This window comes from Tropicimonas sp. S265A, from assembly GCF_049800835.1.
Lineage (GTDB): Bacteria > Pseudomonadota > Alphaproteobacteria > Rhodobacterales > Rhodobacteraceae > Dinoroseobacter.
In genome coordinates, this window is record NZ_JBNAFU010000005.1 from 113,103 (window position 1) to 134,505 (window position 21,403).

General features: G+C 61.9%; 25 protein-coding genes. 10 read left to right on the forward strand and 15 right to left on the reverse strand.

Annotated features, from left to right (window positions below):
- The first annotated feature begins 16 nt into the window (after positions 1–16).
- The 4 genes from ACP15N_RS13565 to ACP15N_RS13580 all read left to right on the forward strand — a co-directional run bounded on the left by ACP15N_RS13565 (position 17) and on the right by ACP15N_RS13580 (position 4,351).
- Positions 17–766: a DUF6478 family protein gene (locus tag ACP15N_RS13565; RefSeq protein ID WP_425092847.1), complete on the forward strand. Its 750-nt coding sequence runs from the start codon at positions 17–19 to the stop codon at positions 764–766.
- Positions 763–1,146, forward strand: a complete 384-nt coding sequence (locus ACP15N_RS13570) for a hypothetical protein (protein WP_425092848.1) — start codon at positions 763–765, stop codon at positions 1,144–1,146. Before ACP15N_RS13565 ends, ACP15N_RS13570 begins: the two co-directional genes overlap by 4 nt.
- Positions 1,147–1,216: 70 nt before the next feature.
- Positions 1,217–3,244, forward strand: coding sequence for an FAD-dependent oxidoreductase (locus ACP15N_RS13575; protein ID WP_425092849.1), 2,028 nt, complete (start codon positions 1,217–1,219; stop codon positions 3,242–3,244).
- Between the two features lie 201 nt (positions 3,245–3,445).
- Positions 3,446–4,351, forward strand: coding sequence for a LysR family transcriptional regulator (locus tag ACP15N_RS13580; protein WP_425092850.1), 906 nt, complete (start codon positions 3,446–3,448; stop codon positions 4,349–4,351).
- A gap of 7 nt (positions 4,352–4,358) precedes the next feature.
- On the opposite strand, the gene ACP15N_RS13585 is transcribed toward ACP15N_RS13580, so the two are convergent.
- The 4 genes from ACP15N_RS13585 to ACP15N_RS13600 are packed head-to-tail and all read right to left on the reverse strand — an operon-like array spanning position 4,359 to position 7,295.
- Positions 4,359–5,285, reverse strand: a complete 927-nt coding sequence (locus ACP15N_RS13585) for an OmpA family protein (protein WP_425092851.1) — start codon at positions 5,283–5,285, stop codon at positions 4,359–4,361.
- Positions 5,282–5,848 carry a peroxidase-related enzyme gene (locus ACP15N_RS13590; protein ID WP_425092852.1) on the reverse strand — a complete coding sequence of 189 codons (567 nt, stop codon included), beginning with the start codon at positions 5,846–5,848 and terminating at the stop codon, positions 5,282–5,284. Before ACP15N_RS13590 ends, ACP15N_RS13585 begins: the two co-directional genes overlap by 4 nt.
- Positions 5,848–6,570 (reverse strand): GNAT family N-acetyltransferase, encoded by a 723-nt coding sequence (locus ACP15N_RS13595; protein ID WP_425092853.1) that lies wholly within the window; start codon positions 6,568–6,570, stop codon positions 5,848–5,850. The genes ACP15N_RS13590 and ACP15N_RS13595 overlap by 1 nt, the downstream gene beginning before the upstream one ends.
- Positions 6,567–7,295, reverse strand: coding sequence for a competence/damage-inducible protein A (locus ACP15N_RS13600; protein ID WP_425092854.1), 729 nt, complete (start codon positions 7,293–7,295; stop codon positions 6,567–6,569). Before ACP15N_RS13600 ends, ACP15N_RS13595 begins: the two co-directional genes overlap by 4 nt.
- A 48-nt stretch (positions 7,296–7,343) precedes the next feature.
- On the opposite strand from ACP15N_RS13600, the gene sfsA reads away from it, so the two are divergent.
- From sfsA to ACP15N_RS13615, 3 genes are all read left to right on the forward strand, one after another.
- Positions 7,344–8,072, forward strand: coding sequence for a DNA/RNA nuclease SfsA (gene sfsA, locus ACP15N_RS13605; RefSeq protein WP_425092855.1), 729 nt, complete (start codon positions 7,344–7,346; stop codon positions 8,070–8,072).
- 55 nt (positions 8,073–8,127) lie between these two features.
- On the forward strand, positions 8,128–8,943 hold the full coding sequence (gene map / locus ACP15N_RS13610) for a type I methionyl aminopeptidase (protein WP_425092856.1): 816 nt from the start codon (positions 8,128–8,130) through the stop codon (positions 8,941–8,943).
- Positions 8,944–9,141: 198 nt separating this feature from the next.
- The gene (locus ACP15N_RS13615) at positions 9,142–10,191 is read left to right on the forward strand and encodes a TRAP transporter substrate-binding protein (RefSeq protein WP_425092857.1); all 1,050 of its coding nucleotides are present in this window, start codon (positions 9,142–9,144) and stop codon (positions 10,189–10,191) included.
- 26 nt (positions 10,192–10,217) lie between these two features.
- Here the strand turns inward: ACP15N_RS13615 and ACP15N_RS13620 are convergent, their stop codons facing one another.
- The 3 genes from ACP15N_RS13620 to ACP15N_RS13630 are packed head-to-tail and all read right to left on the reverse strand — an operon-like array spanning position 10,218 to position 12,189.
- Positions 10,218–10,430, reverse strand: a complete 213-nt coding sequence (locus ACP15N_RS13620; RefSeq protein ID WP_425092858.1) for a hypothetical protein — start codon at positions 10,428–10,430, stop codon at positions 10,218–10,220.
- Positions 10,427–10,981 (reverse strand): 16S rRNA (guanine(966)-N(2))-methyltransferase RsmD, encoded by a 555-nt coding sequence (gene rsmD, locus ACP15N_RS13625; protein WP_425092859.1) that lies wholly within the window; start codon positions 10,979–10,981, stop codon positions 10,427–10,429. Before rsmD ends, ACP15N_RS13620 begins: the two co-directional genes overlap by 4 nt.
- Positions 10,978–12,189 carry an NAD(P)/FAD-dependent oxidoreductase gene (locus ACP15N_RS13630; protein ID WP_425092860.1) on the reverse strand — a complete coding sequence of 404 codons (1,212 nt, stop codon included), beginning with the start codon at positions 12,187–12,189 and terminating at the stop codon, positions 10,978–10,980. Before ACP15N_RS13630 ends, rsmD begins: the two co-directional genes overlap by 4 nt.
- Before the next feature lie 91 nt (positions 12,190–12,280).
- Between ACP15N_RS13630 and ACP15N_RS13635 the strand changes: the two genes are divergently transcribed.
- Positions 12,281–12,763: a peroxiredoxin gene (locus ACP15N_RS13635; protein WP_425092861.1), complete on the forward strand. Its 483-nt coding sequence runs from the start codon at positions 12,281–12,283 to the stop codon at positions 12,761–12,763.
- Between the two features lie 55 nt (positions 12,764–12,818).
- Here the strand turns inward: ACP15N_RS13635 and zapE are convergent, their stop codons facing one another.
- Positions 12,819–13,904 (reverse strand): cell division protein ZapE, encoded by a 1,086-nt coding sequence (gene zapE / locus ACP15N_RS13640; RefSeq protein WP_425092862.1) that lies wholly within the window; start codon positions 13,902–13,904, stop codon positions 12,819–12,821.
- An 86-nt stretch (positions 13,905–13,990) separates the two neighbouring features.
- Here zapE and ACP15N_RS13645 point away from each other — a divergent pair, with 86 nt between their 5' ends.
- Positions 13,991–15,226 (forward strand): MFS transporter, encoded by a 1,236-nt coding sequence (locus ACP15N_RS13645; RefSeq protein ID WP_425092863.1) that lies wholly within the window; start codon positions 13,991–13,993, stop codon positions 15,224–15,226.
- Here ACP15N_RS13645 and ACP15N_RS13650 read toward each other — a convergent pair.
- The 4 genes from ACP15N_RS13650 to mbfA form a co-directional block, all read right to left on the reverse strand.
- Positions 15,223–15,867 carry an HAD family hydrolase gene (locus tag ACP15N_RS13650; RefSeq protein WP_425092864.1) on the reverse strand — a complete coding sequence of 215 codons (645 nt, stop codon included), beginning with the start codon at positions 15,865–15,867 and terminating at the stop codon, positions 15,223–15,225. The genes ACP15N_RS13645 and ACP15N_RS13650 overlap by 4 nt on opposite strands.
- Positions 15,857–16,321, reverse strand: coding sequence for a YaiI/YqxD family protein (locus ACP15N_RS13655; protein WP_425092865.1), 465 nt, complete (start codon positions 16,319–16,321; stop codon positions 15,857–15,859). The genes ACP15N_RS13650 and ACP15N_RS13655 overlap by 11 nt, the downstream gene beginning before the upstream one ends.
- Before the next feature lies 1 nt (position 16,322).
- Positions 16,323–17,270: an AEC family transporter gene (locus ACP15N_RS13660; protein ID WP_425092866.1), complete on the reverse strand. Its 948-nt coding sequence runs from the start codon at positions 17,268–17,270 to the stop codon at positions 16,323–16,325.
- Between the two features lie 113 nt (positions 17,271–17,383).
- Positions 17,384–18,355 carry an iron exporter MbfA gene (gene mbfA / locus ACP15N_RS13665; protein ID WP_425092867.1) on the reverse strand — a complete coding sequence of 324 codons (972 nt, stop codon included), beginning with the start codon at positions 18,353–18,355 and terminating at the stop codon, positions 17,384–17,386.
- Between the two features lie 116 nt (positions 18,356–18,471).
- Between mbfA and ACP15N_RS13670 the strand changes: the two genes are divergently transcribed.
- The gene (locus tag ACP15N_RS13670) at positions 18,472–19,089 is read left to right on the forward strand and encodes a TetR/AcrR family transcriptional regulator (RefSeq protein WP_425092868.1); all 618 of its coding nucleotides are present in this window, start codon (positions 18,472–18,474) and stop codon (positions 19,087–19,089) included.
- Here ACP15N_RS13670 and ACP15N_RS13675 read toward each other — a convergent pair.
- Genes ACP15N_RS13675 through ACP15N_RS13685 form a run of 3 tightly spaced genes read right to left on the reverse strand, consistent with a single transcriptional unit; the run spans position 19,086 to position 21,390 of the window.
- On the reverse strand, positions 19,086–19,787 hold the full coding sequence (locus ACP15N_RS13675) for an NYN domain-containing protein (protein WP_425092869.1): 702 nt from the start codon (positions 19,785–19,787) through the stop codon (positions 19,086–19,088). The two genes, ACP15N_RS13670 and ACP15N_RS13675, sit on opposite strands and share 4 nt — an antisense overlap.
- A 5-nt stretch (positions 19,788–19,792) precedes the next feature.
- Positions 19,793–20,281 carry an N-acetyltransferase family protein gene (locus ACP15N_RS13680; protein ID WP_425092870.1) on the reverse strand — a complete coding sequence of 163 codons (489 nt, stop codon included), beginning with the start codon at positions 20,279–20,281 and terminating at the stop codon, positions 19,793–19,795.
- Positions 20,278–21,390, reverse strand: a complete 1,113-nt coding sequence (locus ACP15N_RS13685) for an S-(hydroxymethyl)glutathione dehydrogenase/class III alcohol dehydrogenase (RefSeq protein WP_425092871.1) — start codon at positions 21,388–21,390, stop codon at positions 20,278–20,280. The genes ACP15N_RS13680 and ACP15N_RS13685 overlap by 4 nt, the downstream gene beginning before the upstream one ends.
- Between the last annotated feature and the right edge of the window lie 13 nt (positions 21,391–21,403).

Consider the following 21,403-nt stretch of genomic DNA (forward strand, 5'->3'; position numbering starts at 1 on the left):
CTGAGACCTGCCATCCATGCTGCGCAATCTGAGCCGTCTCTTGACCCCGGCTGCTGCGACCGAAACCGGGCTTCCGCAGACGGACCCCGCCAGCGATCTCGTTGCGCAGCAATCGGCTGCACTGGCCAGCCGCGCCGCCGCAGACGCCGCTGCACGTGCCGCACAGGCGGCGTTGCGTGGCCTGCGCGCCCCGCAGCCCGATCCTGCAAGGGCCGAGACCTGGGCATTTCGCCCGACCGCATGGCATCAGGCGGCTCATACCCCGCATCTTGTCGGCCCAGCCTCCGGCACAGAGATTGCTCCCGGTCTGTCGGTTTTTCATGACTGCCCGCTATCGGAGAGTTGCGTGCGCCAAACACTTGCCCCGGCAAGCGCACCGGCCCCGTTCGGCATCACGTTTGACATTCTACGCTTTGAAGGAAGCTTTCTGTCGCTGTGTCTTCACCTCGCTGACACGGACGTGTCCGCGTGGGCACACGAGGATATCATCCGGATCGCCCTTGTCGCGCAGATGGAAACCCCGATTGCGCTCTACGGGCGCCTCAACCTCGTACAGGGCCCGAACACGCAACAGATGCTGGCACATTTTCCGTTCGAGACCGCCTCGGATGATTGCGCGAAGGTTGCGTTCGACCTGTCCTACGCTGGATTGGAGCCCGACCCTTTGACCGGGGCGTGGATTGACCTGATTTTCGAAAAACCAGCCATGAACGCGGTCCATTTGCACGACATGCGGCTGTCGCGCGGCAAAAGGGCCGATCTATGAGCGGATTGTCCCTGATCGAGCGCAGTTTCCAAGACGGCGTCTGGACCGGTGAACTCAGCGCCAGCCACACGATATCTGCGCCGGACCTGGTCGCGCTGCACAACGGATCGACCACGACCGGGCTGCGGCTGACGGCGCGGGCAGGCACCAAGAATACCTGGGATGTGGAATTCGATCTGCCGCGCGCGGCGTTGTCAGAGGGAACGCAAGTCTTCCTGATCACCGACAACACCGACGGAGACGTGCTGCATCGCCTCACCATCATTGCTGGACACCCCGCCACGGAAGACCTGCGCGCGGAAGTCCACGCGCTGCGGGCCGAATTGGACCAGTTGCGCGCGGCTTTTCGCGCGGAAATGCGCGCGCGGACGCCGTCCTGACGCAGCGTTGCGGGTGACAAGCAGCGGATGACGCGGCAGGGTCGCTACGTCAATTCGGGAGGTTTGTGACATGGATCGATATCCGCATCTTTTGGCACCGCTGGACCTGGGTCACGTGACCCTGCCCAACCGGGTGCTGATGGGGTCGATGCATACCGGTCTGGAAGAAACGCGCGACTGGAACCGCGTGGCCAAATTCTACGCGACGCGCGCGCGCGGGGGCGTGGGCCTGATGGTCACGGGCGGCATGGCTCCGAACGCCGAAGGTGGCGTGTTTCCAGGGGCTGCCGGCCTGTACACACCCGAAGATGTCGCGAACCACCGGGTTGTCACCGACCGCGTCCATGACGCAGGTGGGCGTATCGCGATGCAAATCCTCCACGCCGGGCGCTATGCCTACGGCCCGAACTGCGTTGCCCCGTCGGCCATCAAGTCCCCGATCTCACCTTTCAAGCCAACGGAGTTGGACGAAAACGGGATCGAAAAGCAGATCAGCGACATTGTCACCGCTGCGACCCGCGCCCGCGAGGCGGGGTATGACGGGGTAGAGGTCATGGGGTCGGAAGGGTACTTCCTCAACCAGTTTCTCGTGACCCACACCAATCGCCGCGACGACCGCTGGGGCGGCAGCTACGAAAACCGGATGCGTCTGCCGGTGGAGGTGGTCCGGCGGGTGCGCGAGGCGGTGGGGACTGACTTCATTCTGATCTATCGGCTCAGCATGATCGACCTGATCCCCAATGGCTCCACCTGGGACGAGGTGGTTCAACTGGCCCACGCGATCGAGGGCGCGGGCGCATCGATCCTGAACACCGGCATCGGCTGGCACGAGGCACGCATCCCGACCATCGCAACCTCCGTCCCGCGCAAGGCATTTGCCTGGGTGACGAAGAAACTGATGGGGGAGGTTGGAATTCCGGTCATCACCTCCAACCGGATCAACACGCCCGAGGTCGCCGAGGAGGTCTTGGCCGAAGGCTGCGCGGACATGGTATCGATGGCGCGCCCGTTCCTCGCAGACCCCGATTTCGTTGCCAAGGCGAAGGCAGGTCGCGCGGATACCATTGCGCCCTGCATCGCGTGTAATCAGGCCTGTCTGGATCACACATTCTCGGGCAAGCTCACGTCCTGCCTCGTCAATCCACGGGCATGTCATGAGACCGAGCTCACCTGGGGTCTGTCAGATACCCCGAAGACCATCGCGGTTGTCGGGGCCGGCCCGGCGGGTCTTACGACGGCCATGGTCGCGGCGGAGCGGGGCCACAAGGTCACATTGTTCGAAAAGTCCGACCGGCTGGGCGGTCAGTTGAACATGGCCCGCATGATCCCCGGGAAAGAGGAGTTTCACGGGCTCGTCGACTGGTTCGGCACCATGATCGCCGAGCGGGACATTGAGGTGCGCCTGAATACCGAAGCCGACGCCGAAGCGCTGCGGCCCTTCGAGGAGGTGATCGTCGCCTCGGGTGTGGCCCCGCGGGACCCAGGCATCCCCGGGCAGGACGCTCCGCACGTCGTGTCGTATGTCGATGTCCTGCGCGGGCAGGTGCCCGTCGGCAAAAGGGTCGCGATTGTCGGGGCGGGCGGGATCGGGTTCGACGTGGCCGAATATCTGGCCCATCAGGGCGAAAGCCCGACAGAGGTTCCTGAGCTTTGGCGTCGTGAATGGGGCGTTTCGGACCCCGAACAGGTGCGCGGCGGGCTGGCACCCGAGGGCCCGCAACCCGAGGCCCCCGCGCGCCAGATCACGCTGTTGCAGCGCAAGGCGGAAAAACTCGGCAAGCGGCTGGGCAAAACCACGGGATGGATTCATCGCGCCAGCCTTCAGATGAAGAATGTACGCATGGTCGGCGGTGTGAATTACGAGAAGATCGACACAGACGGCCTGTGGGTCAGCTACGGCGAGGCGCGGGAGCGGCCCGAACTGATCGCAGCCGACACGATCGTTCTGTGTTCGGGGCAGGTACCCCTGCGCGCAGTGGCAGATCAGCTTATCGCAACCGGAACCCCGGCCCATATCGTCGGCGGCGCGGATGTTGCAGCAGAGCTCGACGCGAAACGCGCCATTGATCAGGGCATGCGCCTTGCAGCGACGCTTTAGGCGTCACTGCCCGCGCGAAGTGCCCAAAACCTGTCCAAAAGGGCAGGTTTGACCGGAATTCTTGCCCAAATCTGGCCGCATTGCCTGTTTCCATGAGAGGAACAGGATGTGGATAACCCCGATATTGTCTGCCCGTGGGCTCAAATCTGCCTAATTTCCGAGTGATACCTGTCAACTGAAAGAAGCTGCCAGGAACGCGACATGGACCGACTGACCGAAATGGAAGCCTTTGCCACAGTTGTGGATCAAGGTGGATTTACAGATGCCGCAAAGAAGATGGGCATCTCGAAATCGGCAGTGTCGAAACATGTCTCGTCGCTTGAGGCGCGCCTTGGCGCGCGCCTGCTCAACCGGACCACGCGGCGTGTCAGCCCGACCGAAATCGGACTTGCGTACTATGACCGGGCGCGCCGGGTATTGAATGACGCGGGCGAGGCAGACGCATTGGTCAGCGCGATGCAATCCGAACCTTCGGGTCTTCTGCGGATTTCAGTCGCCACGGATTTCGGTGTGAACCACCTGTCCCCTATCCTGTCTCGGTTCCTGCATCAGTTCCCGGAAATCCAGATCAATATGGTTCTCAACAATCGGTATGTTGAACTGATCTCCGAAGGCTTCGACCTGGCTGTGCGCGTTGGTGATCTTGAGGACAGCACGCTGCGGGCCCGCAAGCTGACCGATACGACCAAACGCATGATCGCGTCCCCCAATTACCTGCAACGGTATGGCACCCCCCGCCGGATCGACGATCTGAGCGATCACAAACTGCTGCATTATTCGAACCAGGCGTCCGGCAATGTCTGGAAGGTCACAGCACCCTCAGGCGAAAAGCGGCAGGTCCGCACCGCGGGCTGGTTGACGGTGAATGACGGCCAGTCCTTGCTGAATGCAGCACAGTCCGGCCTCGGCATTGCCTATCTGCCAAGCTTCCTCTACGCCGATGCGCTGGATCGCGGCAAGGTGGTCGAGGTTCTGCCCGAATTGCCCATGGAATCCATGGGGATTTACGCGGTCTACCCGCCGGGCCGTTTCACGCAGCCCAAGGTGCGTGCGTTTATCGATTTCCTCGTGCGCGAGTTTGCCGAAGTGGACCCCAAAACCGCCTGATCAAGCCTTACCGGGCGGTCAGAACCGCCTCCACCCGGCGGTTGAGAAGCCGTCCGTCCCGGGTGGCGTTGGTTGCGCGCGGGGCAAGGTACCCCACCCCATCGGCCGTGAGCTGCGCAGGATTCACCTCGAATCCCTCGATCAGACGCGTGCGGACCGCCTCGGCCCTCTGACGTGACAGAGCGATGTTCGGGGCAAGGGCGCCTTCGGCGTCCGTATGACCGACGAGCGTGACCGCCGCGTCGGAATTGGTCCGCAGGAAATCGGACAACTCTTTGAGGCTCGGATAGATCGCATCGCTTAGAGTGGCGCTGCCGGTATCGAATTCCAATCCCTCAAGCACGACCGACCCACGCTCTGTGAACAATCCCGTTTTGGACCTGCCCGGCTCTTCTGGAGAATCCGAAGCGGCGACGGGGGCCTGCTTTTGGGCCGGGGCATCAGACGGGGTGACATGGACGGTCTGAACATACCCGATCCCGTCCGCAAGGCTGGCAATCAGACTGATGACCCGCTCCGTATCCGGATGCCGCGCCGCCAGGTAGCCAAACCGGGCAAGGTCCACGATCATCTCCGGAGGGGGCAGGGTTTCGACAGACTGCCGAAAATCGTACCCGCCGCATTGGCGCGCAGTACAATCGAGCAGGGTCAGATACCCGGCATCGGACAGCTGCATCCGCAGCGACGCCATGAGCACATCCAGTTCGGGGGCGCCGGGAATTTGGTAGACGGTTTGCGCAACAGCGCCTTCCAAAGCAGCGGTGGCGGCAGTGCCCCGCTCTGCTGGCGCTATAGGAACCGCGTAACGGCCATAGTCCTGCTGGCGTACGACGACCTCGGCCGCCCCGTCGGGGAAGCCAAGGACAAGGTCTTGCGCTGCAACAGGACCGGCCAACACCACAGCCAGGGCCAAAGGCAGCGCGGATGACTTCACCGATGCGCCCCGTGGTATTCCGGATTAGGGCGCATGTCCGTCGCCGAAGCGATGCGGTTGGTCATGTTGAAGAACCCCGTGACGGACGCAATATCCCAGATATCCCGGTCCGAGAAGCCGACATCGCGCAAGCGCTGCCGGTCAGCCTCGGCCGTTTTCGCGCTGCCTTCGGTCAGGGCAACGGCAAAATCGAGCATCGCGCGCTGACGGTCACTCAAATCGGCGACGCGATAGTTCATGACCAATTGCTCGCCAAGCTCCGGATCCCCCGAGAGTTCCCGAACGGCGGCACCATGGGCGACCTGACAGTAATAACAACGATTCACCGATGAAACGGCGACGGCAATCATCTCACGCTCCAGTTTGGTCAGACCGCTGTCTCCCAACATGAGGTCATTGTAGAGCGCAGTGAAGGTGTTCAATTTCTCGATGTCGAAGGCATAGGCCCGCAAGACATTGGGCACCATCCCCAGTTTCTCCTCGCAAATCGCAAAATACTTTGCGGTCGCCTCCGGCAACGGGTCGACCTGCGGCAGATCGAGGGCAGTGGGTTGGTTTGTCATCACACGTGCGCCTCCTCGCGCAAGATCCGGTAGTGGTAGTGTTCCACGGGGTTGAGCCCGAGGGAAGCAAAGAGCGCCTGTGATGCCGTGTTCGACCGTGTGGTCAGCGTGGCAAACCGGGTTGCACCATGATCGCGGGCCCATAGGGCGGCCCCTCGCACCATGTTGCGCGCTGCGCCCTTGCGTCGGTAAGGGGCGATGACCTCCACTGCGTGGATCATCGCGGTCCGGTCGTGGATCGACACGAAGGCGCAGCCCACAGCCCGATCCTGCGCGCGCCCGAGGATGGCTGTTTTCGGATCGCTGGACGCGTTCATCACGGCGAGGCGTTCGGGACCGATGCCTCCGGTCTCCCATAACTCGCGCATGATGTGCAGGGGCGGCCAGATCGGAAAAGCGGACACCGGCGGCGGGGGTTCAGCACATGGTTTTTCGATCGGCCCTTGCAAAACGACCACGGGATCGTTGACCACGTACCCCAGCGCCTCGAGTTGCGCGTCAAACGCCGCCTGCGCTCCGCGAACCATGAAAAGCGGTGTTTGCTCCAGATCGCGCATCGCTTGCGCTGCGGCTTCGATATCAGCGGAACTGACATCCCCCAATGATGTGGCCGCCGAGACACGCTGTCCGCCACCCTGTCCTTCGCGGATCAGAAACGGACCGGTGCGGTGTGTGCGGGGCGCTGTCCATGTTGCATCGATGACCGCCCAGATATCGGTCATGCAGCATCCGGAAACGCGGTCCGAAGGTGTGCGACCGCCTCTGCCAGACGCGATGCGTCCGTACCCCGAACGACGAGGTTCGCCCCGAAGACGCCGTCACGGATGAACGGATACGACCCGAAGGACAGGTCCGGATACGCATCCGCTGCCTGTCCGAGTGGCCCGGCAAGCTCGCTTTCGGGGCGCTGAACCTGAAGGCTTTCGGACAAGAGCGGTGCCCCGCCGGTCAGCGTAGGCAAAACGGACGCGACCATGGCGCGGAACACGGATGGCACCCCAGCCATGACATGCACGTTGTGCAAGGTGAAGCCGGGTGCGGTACTGACGGGATTTTCGATCAGTGTCGCGCCGTCTGGAATACGGGCCATCCGCAGGCGCGCCGCGTTCAATTCCTTGCCCGAGCTTTCATAATGCGCCTTGAGCAGCGCGCGCGCATCGTCACGCACATCAATCGAGACGCCGAATGCCGCTGCAATGGCGTCGGCGGTGATGTCATCATGGGTGGGACCAATGCCGCCCGAGGTGAACACATGTGCATAAGTTGCAGACAGGTCCCGCACCGTCGCCACGATCGCGTCATGATCGTCAGACACGACGCGCGCCTCGCGCAGGGAAATCCCCTTGGCAGTCAACTCTCCGGCCAGATGATGCATGTTCTTGTCCTGGGTACGCCCGGACAGGATCTCATCCCCGATCACGACCATGGCTGCTGTCGGATTGCTCATATGTTTGCTCCCTTGCCGGACCCTTTGTGTCGGTATAGGTCGCCCGCCATGCGCTTTCAAACCGAACTCGTCCCCGCACGGCTGATCCGCCGCTACAATCGCTTCCTGACCGATGCGGAACTGGAAAGCACGGGCGAAGTTGTGCGCGCCCACTGTCCCAACCCGGGCAGCATGATGGGACTGAAGGCGCCCGGGCTGCGCATTTGGCTGGAGCCCAACGACGATCCGAAGAAAAAGCTGAGGTATGGCTGGCGCCTGGTGGAGTTGCCCGACGGCCATTGGTCCGGGATCGACACTGCCGTGCCGAACCGCGTTGTCGGCGAGGCACTGCGCGCAGGCGCGATTGCAGAACTCAATGCGTATTCGGGCATACGACCAGAGGTCAAATACGGCGCGAACAGCCGCATAGATTTCCTGTGCACGGGCGATGGTCTGCCCGACGCCTATGTAGAGGTCAAGAACGTGCACCTGCGCCGCGAGGACGACTGGGCCGAGTTCCCCGATAGCGTTACCGCACGCGGGGCAAAGCACTTGAGCGAGCTGTCGGCCATGGTCGACGAGGGGCACCGCGCAGTCATGGTGTACCTCGTGCAGCGCACCGACTGCGCGCGGTTGAAGATAGCCGCCGATCTGGACCCGACATATGCGGCAGCGTTTGACGCGGCGCGCGACGCCGGGGTCGAAATGATCTGCTACGGCACACGAATTGACCGCGGCAGCGTTGAAATCGCGTCAGCCCTGCCAATCGACACGGCAAGGCAGGCCGCCGCTTCATGAGGACTGGAATACGACTGCGCAAGCCCTTATGTTCCGGCTCAACAGGAGTAATCGTTTGAACGAACATCCCCGCCACCGATTGACCAGTGAAGGCATTCGCTTGCATGAGCCAGCGGATTTCGCGGGCATGCACAAGGCAGGCGCGCTGGCTGCCCGGATCCTCGACGAGATCATACCACACGTTGTGCCCGGTCAGACGACCGAGGAACTCGACAGGATCATCACGCAAATGGTCGAAGACGCCGGCGCAACCTCGGCCACGATCGGCTACAAGGGGTACAAGCACGGTTCGTGCATCTCGATCAACCATGTGGTGTGCCACGGCATCCCCAGCCAGAAGAAGCTGAAAGACGGTGATATTCTGAACATCGACGTCACGGTGATCGTTGACGGATGGTTCGGCGACACGTCGCGGATGTTTGTGGCAGGCAAGATGAACCGCAAGGCGGAGCGCCTGGTTCAGGTGACCCATGACGCGTTGATGCTGGGTATCGAGGCCGTCAAACCGGGCAATACGTTTGGCGATATCGGCCACGCGATCCAGTCCTACGTCGAAGGCCACCGGATGAGCGTGGTCCGCGATTTCTGCGGGCATGGGCTTGGCCGGGTCTTCCATGCGCCGCCGAACGTTCTGCATTACGGACGCGCGGGCACTGGCCCGGTGCTTGAAGAAGGCATGTTCTTTACCATCGAACCGATGGTCAACCTCGGCCGGCCCGAGACAAAGATCCTCGCTGATGACTGGACAGCCGTGACGCGCGACAAGTCGCTTTCGGCGCAGTTCGAACATTCGATCGGCGTGACTGCGGACGGCGCGGAAATCTTCACGCTGTCGCCCGGTGGGCGGTTTCATCCGACGTTCTCGGTCTGAGCCGACGCGCCAGTTGGCAGACCGAAACGCATCTCCACCCACTCCAGTTTTCGTTCATAGCCTTGAATCCAGACACCTTGTTACAGCACGCGACCGCCTTGCGCTGACGATGCGAAGTGATTTGACCTCCCTGACCTCCATCCCGGCACCTGGCCGTCGCCTGTGCCATTCATCCCACTCCCAAATGAAAGCTGTCTCATGAGCTTTGTTTTCAAGCCGGTGGCCCTTGCCGTAGTCCTGGGCTTTTCCGCACTGCCTGCGGTCGCGCAGGACGTGACCCTTCGGTTCCAGCATTTCGTCTCACCGCTCAGCGCCAATCCCACCCATTTCATGGAACCCTGGGCGCGCAAGATCGAGGCCGACAGCGATGGCCGCATCAAGGTGGAGCTGTATCCGTTCATGCAGCTTGGGGGCAAAGCGCCCAACATGTACGACCTGATCCGCGATGGCGCCGTGGACGGCGGTTGGGTGATCCCCGGTTACCAACCCGGACGCTTCCCCGAAGCCGAAGCGATGGAACTGCCCTTCGTGACAACCAAATCCGGCGAGGATGCGTCCAAGGCCGCCTGGGTTTACACCCAAAAGCACCTGATGGATGACTTTTCGGACGTCAAGGTCATCGCAGCCCACATGCACGGGCCCGGCCTTGTGCACAAGAAGGGCCCGGCAATCAGCACCCTTTCCGACTTCAACGGTCTGAAACTGCGCGGCCCGTCACGCCCTGCGACGCTCTTGCTGGAAAGGCTTGGCGCAACCCCGGTCGGAATGGCTGTGCCAGCCTTTCCCGAAGCGCTGTCGCGCGGGGTGGTCGACGGCGGCGTGATAACCTGGGAAATGTCGCCATCGTTGAAACTCGATGAACTGACCGACAGTCACACGGATGTCGCCGGTGACAAGAGCCTCTACAACCTTTTCTTCCTGTGGGCCATGAACAAGGCGAAGTATGACAGCCTGCCGGACGATCTGAAGGCCGTCATCGACGCCAATTCGGGTTTCTACGCGTCAGCCTGGGCCGGGCGCGCCCATGATACGGGCGATACCGACGGCAAGCAGGCGATGGCGGATGCCGACAACGAGATCGCAACCATGTCGCCTGAACTGACCGCGGAAATCGAAGCGCTTGGCGCCGAAGTTACCGCCGCATGGATCGAAGAAGTCACGTCAAAGGGCCTTGATGGTGCGGCGCTGGTTTCCGACGCGCGGGCTGCCGTACAAGTCACGCGGGGGCTGGATGCGCAGGGCAACTGACACAACAGTACCGACAGCTGATCCATTCAGGTTCGAAAGTACCCCGGGACGCGCGAGGGACTGGACCCTGTCCCCTTGCGCATGTCCCAAGCGTCCCACAACCGCAACAGGCTCGGCTGACCGCCGGGGGCTGTCAGAATGTCGGCCATGAGAACAGGTCCGCGCAATGGGGGCTTGGGCGCCGGTGCGGTTTCCGACTTGGCGGCCGCTTTTCCTGAAGCGGCGAGCGTGGGTGTCATTCGTCAGCCTCCAGAACGGTGATGTGCGTGTCACCATAGCGGCGTTGGTCCCTCAAGGCAAAACCCGGCGGCGGGTCTTGAGGCTGCGCGTCCTCCCAAACCACGAGGGCGCCGGGCGCGATCCAGCCCGGCAGGGCAAGCGCTGGCCCGCCCAGACCCTTGCCGTAGGGGGGATCGAGAAAGATCAGGTCGAACGGCGCGTCAGGGGTATCTCCGCGGCGCCGCGCATCGCAACGCAGGACGCGCGTCTGCGACGCTACATCCAGCATCCGGATATTGTCCGCCAGAAGCCCCAGCGCGACCCGTCCGTTCTCGACAAACGTCACATGCGCCGCCCCCCGCGACAGGGCCTCCAACCCCAAGGCACCGGTGCCTGCAAACAGGTCCAGCACCCGCGCCCCGGTGATCGGATCGCCATAGGCCCCAGCTCTCAGGGACGAGAACAGCGCCTCGCGCACGCGGTCGGGGGTGGGCCGCAAATGCGCGGATGCATCTCCCTTGCCCAGCTGCGCCAACCGGCGTCCTCCGTAGCGCCCGGAAATGATCCTCATCCGCGCATGAGCGCCTTCAAATCGGTTCCGGGGTCGGACACCGCTTCGGGATCGGGGGACGTTCCAGCTTCGATCAGGCGCTTTCCGAGCATGTAGGCGCGGGGCGCGTTCATTGCGTCAACTGCCAGCAGCCGGTCACCCGCATAGTACCAGTGCGAGACCGCCTGCCCGGTGGCTTCGGGTCGAGTGACCACGCGAGTGTAGCCGGTGTTGAGCCCCGCGATTTGCAGTTTCACGTCGTACTGATCGGACCAGAACCATGGCTTGGGCACGTAGGGCGTTTTCGCGCCCAGCATGTTGGCAGCGACCGCTTCCGCCTGGTCGATTGCGTTCTGCACGCTTTCAAGGCGGATACGATGCCCACGATAGGGCAACGAAGCACAATCACCCGCGGCCCACACACCGGGCGCGGATGTGCGGCCCATTTCATCCACGGCAATGCCATTGTCGCTCTGGAGGCCGGCGGCGGCGGCCAAGGCATCGTCCGGAGAAATGCCGACCCCGACAATCACCATGTCGACGGCAAGCTCGGTGCCGTCGGACAATACCGCCCCACATACGGATTCATCGCCGGTCAGGCGGCTGAGACCGGTGCCTTCGCGCAGGTCCACGCCATGCCCGGCATGCAAGGCGCGGAAGTAATCCGACGTCTCCGGGGCCGCCACACGCTGCAAGATCCGGTCCGCCATCTCTACCAGGCTGACGTCGAGCCCCATCTTCGAGGCAACCGCCGCCGCTTCGAGGCCGATATAGCCGCCCCCGACTATCAGCACGCAGGCCCCTTTTGTCATCACCGAGCGCATGGCATCAACATCGGCAAGTGTGCGCACGGTAAAGACATTGCGCAGATCGCCACCGATGGCTGCGGGCAAACGGCGTGGGACCGACCCGGTCGTCAGCGCCAGTTGGTCGAAGGCCAGCGTCTCCTCTCCCAGGGTGACCGTCTGCGCAGCCGTGTCGATGGACGTGACCGGCTGACCAAGGCGCAATTGAATATCGTGATCGGCATAGAAACTCTCGGGACGCAGGTAGAGCCGCTCCTGCTCCATTTCCCCCAGAAGATAGGCTTTCGACAACGGGGGGCGCTGGTACGGTGGTGCTGTTTCGGCGCCGATCAGGGTCAATCCCCCGCTGTGCCCGAGACCACGCAGCTTGGCCACGAGCGACGCCCCTGCCTGCCCGGCACCGACAACAATGATATGAGACATGGGCTGAGAGCTTTCTGATTTCGGTCTGGTGTCTGCGCGCGCACAAGCTATATGCGGATCAAAGCGAAACGCAACGCGAAGGGAGACTGCAATGCAAGTGGGTGACAAACTGCCCGAGGCTGATCTGATCAAACTGGGAAGTGACGGCCCCGAGGCCGTATCCGTCAGCAGCCTGACGGCCGGGCGCAAGGTAATCCTCTTCGCGGTTCCCGGCGCCTATACGCCGACCTGCGACTCTGCTCATGTTCCCAGTTTCATGCGGACGCAGGACGCCTTTGCCGCGAAAGGCGTGGACGAGATCGTCTGTGTCTCCGTCAACGATCCGTTCGTCATGAAGGCCTGGGGCGAGTCGACCGGGGCCGCAGCGGCCGGGATCACGATGCTGGGCGATCCGGGCAGCGCGTTCACCAAGGCGATGGGTATGGATTTCGATGCGCCACCCGCCGGCCTGCATGGGCGGTCCAAGCGCTATGCACTTTATGCCGAAGACGGCGTGGTCAAGGTCCTGCACGCCGAGGAAAACCCCGGCGTTTGCGAAGTCTCCGGCGGCGAGGCAATGCTGGACGCGATCTGACCTGATCTGACCTGATCTGCCCCGATACAAGCCGCGTCCTCGGGCGCGGCTTTTGTCATGCCGGGTCGCGACCCCAGGCAGCGTCCTGCATTTCGCGCAGACGCGAGGCTGTGCGTTCAAACTCGAACGTGCCTTCCCCTTCCAGATAAAGCATCTCGGGCTCTGCTGCCGCCGAACAGATCAACTGAACCTGTGCCTCGTAGAGAGCATCAATCAGCGTCACGAAGCGTTTCGCCTCGTTGAAATTCGATCGCCCGAGGGTGGGGATGTCATCAAGGAGCAAGACCCGGACAGCCCCTGCCAGTGCGAGGTAGTCGCCGGGTCCCAGGGGTTGGCCGCACAACTCCCAGAACCGCATACGGGCGACGCCATTGTGATAGCGCGGAATTTCCAGCGCGCGCCCCTTGACCGTCAGGGTCAGGGGATGGTTCTCGCCGCCCGTCAGGTCTTCCCATATGGCGTCGAGCTTCAGGCGGGCTTCGGGCTTCTTCAATGCAAAGTATCGTTGCGCGCCGGTCAGCCTGTTCTGCCTGTAATCGGTCTCCGACAACAGTTCGTGGACAATCAGGCGCTCCTTGATCGTCTCGATGAACGGCACGAAAAGGTTTCGGTTCAGCCCGTTTTTGTATAGGTCATCCGGCACCCGGTTGGAGGTCGTCACAATGACCACGCCGGAGGCGAACAACAGATCGAACAATCGGCCCACCAGCATCGCATCCGTAATGTCCGTGATCTGCATCTCGTCAAAACACAAGAGCCGTGTCGTAGCCGCCACCTCGGCCGCGACGGGAGCCAACGCATCATCCACACCGGTCTTCCGCGCCTCATGCAGCTTGCCGTGCATTTCCTGCATGAAGGCGTGAAAATGCACACGCCTTTTCTCAGCGACGGGGGCGTGGTCGAAAAACAGATCCATCAGCATCGACTTGCCGCGACCGACCCCACCCCACAGATACGCGCCGCGCTTTCCCGGCGGCACTTCGGGCTTGGAGAACCGCTTGAGCAACCCGCGTTTGGGCGGGGCTGCCTGCAAGGCACTCTCGACATCTTCAAGCACATGCAGGGTGGCGACCTGCGCTGCGTCTGTCGTGATATCGCCTGCCTCGGCGAGGGCATGATATGTGTCGATCAAGGTCGTCATACGGCTCCTTCGGTTAAGCGAAATTGATCTGAAGGACCAGTTATTTTCGTTTGACCGTTCAGGACCATACCGTCACGGTCTGCGGCATGACAGATCGCACGCCCCTCATTACCCCGGTACTTCTTGCCGGGTGTTTCATCATCCTCGTCAGCTTTGCAATCCGCTCCGCTTTCGGGGTGTTCCAGATTCCGATTCAGGAGGAATTCGGCTGGCTGCGAAGCGATTTTTCGCTGGCGATCGCGATCCAGAACCTCGCCTGGGGGCTGGGCGCCCCGATCTTTGGCGCGATTGCCGAAAGGTTCACGGACCGCAAGGCGATCTTGCTGGGTATTCTGGTCTATGCAGTCGGGCTGTTGCTGAGCGCGGTCGCAACCACCCCGGGTCAACACAACGTGCTCGAGATGCTGGTGGGGTTCGGGATCGCGGGCACCGGTATGGGGTTGATCCTGGCGATCGTCGGGCGCGCCGCATCGGACGAGAACCGCTCCATGGCGCTGGCAATCGCGACAGCCGCGGGCTCTGGAGGACAGATTTTCGGCCCGCCCGTCGCGGAACTGCTCTTGCAGACCCTGCCGCTCCAGACCGTGTTCGTACTGTTTGCGGGCGCCATCCTCACGACGCTTCTGACCCTCCCGGTGTTGAAAGCCAAGCCGCGCGATCCGAACGCGCCTGTGTCCGAGCCGATGGGGCCAGCCGTTGCCAGAGCGTTGAAAGACCCCAGTTTCGTCCTGATCTTTCTCGGGTTCTTTTCTTGCGGGTATCAGCTTGGCTTCATCACCGCGCACTTCCCGGCCTTCGTGACCGAACTGTGCGGCCCGATCGATCCGGCGGGCGTGCTGGCGGGGCTGGGCATCACGACCACCTCGGCGCTTGGGGCCGTGTCGATTTCACTGATCGGTTTAGCCAACATCGTCGGTGTCCTCGCAGCAGGATGGGCAGGCAAGCGGTACCTCAAGAAGAACCTTCTGGCGGGGATCTACCTGGCCCGCACGCTGGTCGCCGCGGCCTTTATCATGATGCCCATCACGCCCGAGACCGTGATCCTGTTCTCGCTCGCGATGGGAGCGCTGTGGCTCGCCACAATCCCGCTGACTTCCGGGCTCGTCGGGCAACTTTACGGGCTGAAATACATGGGGACGCTTTACGGCGTGGTCTTCCTGAGCCACCAGATTGGCAGTTTCCTCGGCGTCTGGCTGGGCGGACGGCTCTATGATGTCTATGGCGACTACACATTGGTTTGGTGGATTGGCGTCGGCGTCGGCTTGTTCTCGACCCTAGTGCACTTGCCGATCCGCGAACGCGCGCAACCTGTACCCGCCTAAAGCGGGTGCTCACCATGTGCGAAAGCCGCCTCGGCTTCGGTCAGCAACCCCTCGGCCACCAACCGGTCAGCCCACCCTTGCGGGTTGGTGAAAACATGCCCCTGCCAACCACGGGCTTCAGCAGCGGCGATGTTCTCGGCACGATCGTCCGCAAACAGCAAGGTCGCCGACGGCAGACCGCAATCCGCCTCCACCGCCGCATAGATTGACGGGTCCGGCTTGATCAGGCCCATGTGGCCCGAGACATACGGCCGGTCGAATTCTTCGAGAAACCTGTAAATCGACTTGGCATAGGCAAAGCTCTCAATCCCGAAATTCGTCAACGCGAAAACCGGCACGCCCTTTGCCCTGAGGCGTCGCAGTAGCTGCACCGAATGCGGAATGACAGGGGCGGCCAACTCGATCCAGCGATCATGCCACATCCGGATCGCGGTCTCATGGTCAGGATAACGTGCGGCCCAGTCGTAAACCGTGTCGCGCCAGTTTTCTCCCGCATCGACGCGATCATTCATACCGTGCAAATCGACCTCGGCAAACATCGCTTCGCGCGCCGCCTGACCTATCTCCCGGTCATAAAACCGTTCCGGCTGCCACTCGATCAGGACATTTCCGATATCGAATACGACCGCTTCAACCGCCATTGAGAGCCTCCTGCGCTGCACGCCGCATCTCTGTCTCAAGCGCGTTAAGGAAGTTTGACCGGTCCGCACGGCTGAACGCCCGCCCGCCACCCTGCCGGAAGGGGTCCGCTGCGCGCAGGTCCGCCATCAGATCCCGGGTGGCAAGGACATTTCCGATATTGGCCTGTGTCAGCGCCTCTCCGTTGGGCTTGAGAACCCGCGCACCGGCTTCCACGCATTTCGCAGCCAGTGGGATGTCAGTGGTCACAACGACATCTCCTCGCCCGGCCCGCTCGGCAATCCACATATCTGCCACGTCCGGACCATCGGGCACGATCACGGTGTCCACCAACGGATTTTGCGACGGCCGCAACCCGCCGTTGGATACCAGGTACATGCGCGCACGATGCCGGGTCGCGACCTTCTCGGCCTCCGCCTTCACCGGGCAGGCATCGGCATCGATATAAAGCGCCATGTCAGCCTCCGTTTCCGGTCAAAGGGGCGATCCAGGCGATCACTGCGGACAGGGTCAGAATACTTGCCGCGGTGGAAATCAGGATTGTTGCGGACACCCGCGTCGGTGCGACGCCGTAATGTTGCGCCAGAATGTAGACGTTGCCCGCCGTCGGTAGCGCCGCCGCGGCGATCATGACGCCAGCCGCATACGGATCGGACACCGGAAACAGGTAGAGCGCCGCCAAAGCCACCACCAGCGGATGCACCGCCAGTTTGCAGAACGACAACCAGCCTGCGATCTCGGCGCGGTCGGCCGATTTACCAGCCAGCGAGGCGCCAATGGCAAACAACGCGCCCGGCGTCGCGGCAGACCCCAGAATGTCCAGAAACGCGTTCATCGGTCCCGGTATCGCGATCTGGAACGCAGACCAGATCAACCCCAGCGTGATCGATACGATCATCGGGTTCTTCAACAGTCCGAGCCCGACCGATTGTAGCACGCCGATACTGACCCTTCCGTCGCGTGAGCCGGTGATCAGAATGACGATCAGGCTTCCGAAAACGATCAGATCGACCGCTAGAACCAGCATCACCGGCCCGATCGCCTGCTCGCCCAACAGCAGAACAAGCATCGGAAGCCCGAGGAACCCGACATTTCCGATCACCGCACACTGCGCCTCGACCGCCGCCTGTTCCACACCGATCTTGCGCACCAGCGCGACTGCGGTGGCGAGCAGATAGACAACACCTGTCGCCCACAGATACGCCCAGACGAACTGCCAATCCAGAATTTCGGAGAGCGACAGGTTCGCCGCAAATCGGAACAGCATCGCCGACAGCGCGAAATAAAACACGAACTTGGTCAGATACGCGGTTGCTTCGGCGGTAAAGAATCCGGTGCGCCTCGCCCCGTAGCCGAGCGCGATGATGGCAAAGAACGGCACGGTTTGGAGCAGGATCGCGAACATGGCGCCACCTTACGCGCCCCACCGCCGGGGAAAAGCGCAAAACCGGGCAAAGATGCCGCGCACGGCAGCCAAGTCCGCAAATTTTTCCGCCGAAGTCCGCGGCACCGCCGCGTTTATCCCGACCCGATCAGTATCCCGGCGGCCAGCACAAGCGCACCGCCCAGAACCACCTGCATCGCAGCGCGGAAGAACGGCGTTTTCATATACCGGTTCTGGATCCAGGCGATCGCCCAAAGTTCGAAGAAAACGACGATCACGGCAATGGTCGTCGCTGTCCAGAAATCGGTGATCAGATAGGGCAACGCATGCCCCAGCCCCCCGAGGGTCGTCATTACCCCTGAGGCAAGGCCGCGCTTCCAAGGCGCGCCCCTCCCCGACAACTCCCCATCATCGGAAGCGGCCTCCGTGAAGCCCATGGAGATTCCTGCCCCGACCGAGGCGGCCAGGCCCACCAGGAACGTCGACCAGGTATCCCCTGTGGCAAAGGCTGCTGCGAAAATGGGTGCCAGCGTTGAAACGGACCCGTCCATCAATCCCGCGAGGCCAGGCTGAACCCAGGTCAGAATGAACTGGCGCTTTGCGACAGCCTCTTCCTCGTCCAGCGCCTCGTCTGACAGTCCTGCCGTCAGAGCCTGGGCCTTGCGCTCATGTCCGGCTTCTGCGGCGGCCAAAGCGCCCAGCAGTTTGCGGGTATCAGCATCACCCGTGCGTTGTGCCGCCTTGAGGTAGAAGCTCTCTGCGTCCCGCTCCATCATTGCGGCTTCTGCGCGTATCCGCTCGATCCCGAGGTTCTCGACAAGCCAGATCGGGCGCCGGGCATAGAACCCCGCAACGTGCTCCCGCCGGATCAGGGGAATGGTATTGCCGAAACGTTTCTTGAACACCTCGATCAACCGTTCCCTGTGGCGGTCTTCTTCTGCCGCCATGTCCTCGAAAACTGTCACGGTGTCCGGATAGTCGGCATGCAGGTAGTCTGCATAAGACCGGTAAATTCGCGCGTCATCCTCTTCGGAGGAGATGGCAAGGGCGAGGATTTCCTTTTCGGTCAGGTCAGAAAAACGTTTGCGTGACAATGTGGCTAGCATCGGGGGCCCTCACTAGTTTAGAACGATTCTAAAGTAAGGAGTCCCATCGGTTTTGCAACCGCTCGCTTGTGGGTTGAGCCTGCCTGTGGCTAGATAGATGCCTGAGAGAGGGTGCCATGAACGCAGACCCGGGGATCAAACGTGGACGCAAGTTCGACGCCGTGTTGCGTGGCGCGCGGACGGTCTTTCTGCGTGACGGTTTCGAAGGTGCGAGCGTGGACGACATCGCACGCGCGGCACAGGTTTCGAAAGCCACGCTTTACAATTATTTCCCCGACAAGAGGCTGCTTTTTCTGGAGGTTGCTCGAACGGAGATTGCCTCCGTGACCGATCACGCGATGGAGGTGATCGATCGCACCAAGCCGCCGGCTTCGGTGCTCAAGGCGGCGGCTCATACGATCATCGGGTTCAACATCTCGGCCATGGGGCTGGCGATCTATCGGCTCTGCGTGGCGGAAGCCGAACGTTTTCCGGAGCTTGGACGCGCATTTTACGACGCAGGTGCAGTCACCGGGCGCGCCGCGATCATCGAGTATTTCAACGAGGCAATGGCCCGCGGCGAGCTTGTCATTCATGACACGAGGCTGGCGGCCGATCAGTTCTTCGAGCTTTGCCGGGCAGATTTGCAACTGCGGCTGCTGCTCGGTGTCTCGGAAGTCGCGGAACCTGTCGAGGTGGAGCGGATCGCCCAGGGCGCGGTTGACATGTTTCTCGCCCGCTACGCAACCGCCTAGTCGCGGCGGCGTACCATCAACTGGTTGCCGACTTTCTTTGTCTGAAACCGGCCAAGTGCCTGGATCAGCGAACTCAGCTTGCGGTGGCCGTAGCTGCGTGTGTCGAAATCCGGATGCACGGCAAGCATGTACTGGCCAAGCTGTCCCAGCGGGTACCATTCTTCTTCAGGGTCGATCTTGTCCATCGCGTTGACGATCAGCGGGATCGCCTCCTCGGACTTGGCAACCCCTGCACCTGATTTCGCTTCGGGCAGATCGTCGATGATGTTCTCGATAAAGATGAAACGGTTGCAAACATTTCGTAGGCTTTCCGGCGCTTTCTTTTCACCGACGCCGATAACGTCCTTGCCATCCTCGCGCAGCCGATTGGCAAGCGCGGTAAAGTCACTGTCGGAGCTGACAAGCACGAACCCGTCGAACCGGTCGCCGTGCAAAATGTCCATCGCGTCAATCACAAGCCCGATGTCCGACGCGTTCTTGCCCTTGGTGTTCGCAGTTTCCTGATGGGCGACAAGCCCGAGCGACATCACCTTTTCGGACCAGTTGTTCAGGCGTCCGGAAGACCAATCCCCGTAGACCCGGCGCAAGGCGGGCTCTCCGATAGAGGTGATCTCCTTCAGGATCGGTTCGGCGTACTTGGCAGGTACATTGTCCGCGTCGATCAGCACGGCAAGCAGCGGGCGTTCTCGGTTCGGCATGGGCGTTAAAGATCCTTGAACATGATGTAGGCATCCACACACCCGTCGCGCGGGTGACGAAACGCGCGCGGCAGGGTGCCGACGATAGCGAACCCATAGGCGCGCCAGAGCGCAACTGCACGTGTATTCGTGGATACCACACAATTGTATTGCATGGCTGCAAACCCGGAAACTCTTGCTGCCTCCAGCGAGTGTTCCAACATGGCGCGCGCCACGCCTCGACCCTGCGCGGCGGCGGAGGTCACGTATCCGCAGTTGCAGACATGGTCCGCGTTGCCCGCGAAGTTTGCTGTCAGGAAATACGTGCCGAGTATCGTCCCGGCATCGTGCGCAACAAAGGTCTGCTTGGTGTCCGCGCACCAGTAATCCCGCGCTGCATCTTCTGTAATTCGAGGATCGATTGCATAGGTTTCTCCGGCCCTGAATACCGGTTTCAGAATCGCCCAGAGGTCCGGCCAGTCCGTCTGAGACACCGACCGAACTGCTACGCTCAATAGACCACCACCGCGCGGATCGACTTGCCTTCGTGCATCAGATCAAAGCCCTTGTTGATATCCTCAAGGCCCATCGTATGGGTGATCATGGGATCGATCTCGATTTTGCCATCCATGTACCAGTCCACGATTTGAGGGACGTCCGTGCGCCCGCGCGCGCCTCCAAAGGCCGTACCGCGCCAGACACGACCCGTGACCAGTTGAAACGGTCGCGTCGCAATTTCCGCCCCTGCGGGCGCCACTCCGATGATGATGCTTTCGCCCCAACCCTTGTGGGCGCATTCGAGGGCGGCGCGCATGACCTGCACATTGCCTGTGGCATCGAAGCTGTAATCGGCACCGCCGCCCGTCAACTCCACGATATGCGCCACCAGATCGCCGGAGACCTCCGTCGGATTCACGAAGTCCGTCATCCCGAACTTCTCGGCCATGGCTTTCTTGTCGGGGTTGATGTCGACGCCGACGATCTGGTCGGCTCCGGCAAGCCTTAGTCCCTGAATGACATTCAGACCGATCCCGCCAAGGCCAAACACAACACCGGTCGAGCCGATTTCAACCTTTGCGGTATTAATCACCGCGCCAATCCCGGTGGTAACACCGCACCCGATGTAGCAGACCTTGTCGAACGGTGCGTCGGGGCGGATCTTGGCCAGCGCGATCTCCGGTAAAACGGTGTGATTGGCGAAGGTCGAGCAACCCATGTAATGCAGAATCGGCGTGCCATCCAACATCGAGAACCGCGAGGTCCCATCCGGCATCAGGCCTTGGCCCTGGGTGGACCGGATGGCCTGACACAGGTTCGTCTTGGGGTTCAGGCAATACTCACACTGCCGACATTCCGGCGTATAGAGGGGGATCACGTGGTCACCGGGTTTTAGGCTGGTCACGCCGGGTCCGACTTCGACGACGACGCCTGCACCCTCATGCCCCAGAATGGCGGGAAACATGCCCTCCGGATCAGCCCCAGACAGGGTGAATTCGTCCGTGTGGCAAATCCCGGTGGCCTTGATTTCGACCAACACCTCTCCGGCTTTGGGGCCTTCGAGATTTACCTCCATCACTTCGAGCGGTTTTCCGGCCTCCAGGGCGACAGCGGCTTTGGTGCGCATTGTGTTTCCTCCT

Excerpts from the sequence above, each read along its gene's own strand:
- ACP15N_RS13635 (WP_425092861.1), top strand. The coding sequence starts at position 12,281 with ATGCAAGTGGGTGACAAACTGCCCGAGGCTGATCTGATCAAACTGGGA.
- ACP15N_RS13580 (WP_425092850.1), top strand. The coding sequence starts at position 3,446 with ATGGACCGACTGACCGAAATGGAAGCCTTTGCCACAGTTGTGGATCAA.
- ACP15N_RS13650 (WP_425092864.1), bottom strand. The coding sequence starts at position 15,867 with ATGGCGGTTGAAGCGGTCGTATTCGATATCGGAAATGTCCTGATCGAG.
- ACP15N_RS13620 (WP_425092858.1), bottom strand. The coding sequence starts at position 10,430 with ATGACACCCACGCTCGCCGCTTCAGGAAAAGCGGCCGCCAAGTCGGAA.
- ACP15N_RS13675 (WP_425092869.1), bottom strand. The coding sequence starts at position 19,787 with ATGCCGAACCGAGAACGCCCGCTGCTTGCCGTGCTGATCGACGCGGAC.
- sfsA (WP_425092855.1), top strand. The coding sequence starts at position 7,344 with ATGCGCTTTCAAACCGAACTCGTCCCCGCACGGCTGATCCGCCGCTAC.
- ACP15N_RS13565 (WP_425092847.1), top strand. The coding sequence starts at position 17 with ATGCTGCGCAATCTGAGCCGTCTCTTGACCCCGGCTGCTGCGACCGAA.
- ACP15N_RS13570 (WP_425092848.1), top strand. The coding sequence starts at position 763 with ATGAGCGGATTGTCCCTGATCGAGCGCAGTTTCCAAGACGGCGTCTGG.
- mbfA (WP_425092867.1), bottom strand. The coding sequence starts at position 18,355 with ATGCTAGCCACATTGTCACGCAAACGTTTTTCTGACCTGACCGAAAAG.
- ACP15N_RS13575 (WP_425092849.1), top strand. The coding sequence starts at position 1,217 with ATGGATCGATATCCGCATCTTTTGGCACCGCTGGACCTGGGTCACGTG.
- ACP15N_RS13600 (WP_425092854.1), bottom strand. The coding sequence starts at position 7,295 with ATGAGCAATCCGACAGCAGCCATGGTCGTGATCGGGGATGAGATCCTG.
- ACP15N_RS13645 (WP_425092863.1), top strand. The coding sequence starts at position 13,991 with ATGACAGATCGCACGCCCCTCATTACCCCGGTACTTCTTGCCGGGTGT.
- ACP15N_RS13595 (WP_425092853.1), bottom strand. The coding sequence starts at position 6,570 with ATGACCGATATCTGGGCGGTCATCGATGCAACATGGACAGCGCCCCGC.
- ACP15N_RS13630 (WP_425092860.1), bottom strand. The coding sequence starts at position 12,189 with ATGTCTCATATCATTGTTGTCGGTGCCGGGCAGGCAGGGGCGTCGCTC.
- ACP15N_RS13685 (WP_425092871.1), bottom strand. The coding sequence starts at position 21,390 with ATGCGCACCAAAGCCGCTGTCGCCCTGGAGGCCGGAAAACCGCTCGAA.
- ACP15N_RS13655 (WP_425092865.1), bottom strand. The coding sequence starts at position 16,321 with ATGGCGCTTTATATCGATGCCGATGCCTGCCCGGTGAAGGCGGAGGCC.
- ACP15N_RS13660 (WP_425092866.1), bottom strand. The coding sequence starts at position 17,270 with ATGTTCGCGATCCTGCTCCAAACCGTGCCGTTCTTTGCCATCATCGCG.
- ACP15N_RS13590 (WP_425092852.1), bottom strand. The coding sequence starts at position 5,848 with ATGACAAACCAACCCACTGCCCTCGATCTGCCGCAGGTCGACCCGTTG.
- rsmD (WP_425092859.1), bottom strand. The coding sequence starts at position 10,981 with ATGAGGATCATTTCCGGGCGCTACGGAGGACGCCGGTTGGCGCAGCTG.
- zapE (WP_425092862.1), bottom strand. The coding sequence starts at position 13,904 with ATGACGACCTTGATCGACACATATCATGCCCTCGCCGAGGCAGGCGAT.
- ACP15N_RS13615 (WP_425092857.1), top strand. The coding sequence starts at position 9,142 with ATGAGCTTTGTTTTCAAGCCGGTGGCCCTTGCCGTAGTCCTGGGCTTT.
- ACP15N_RS13670 (WP_425092868.1), top strand. The coding sequence starts at position 18,472 with ATGAACGCAGACCCGGGGATCAAACGTGGACGCAAGTTCGACGCCGTG.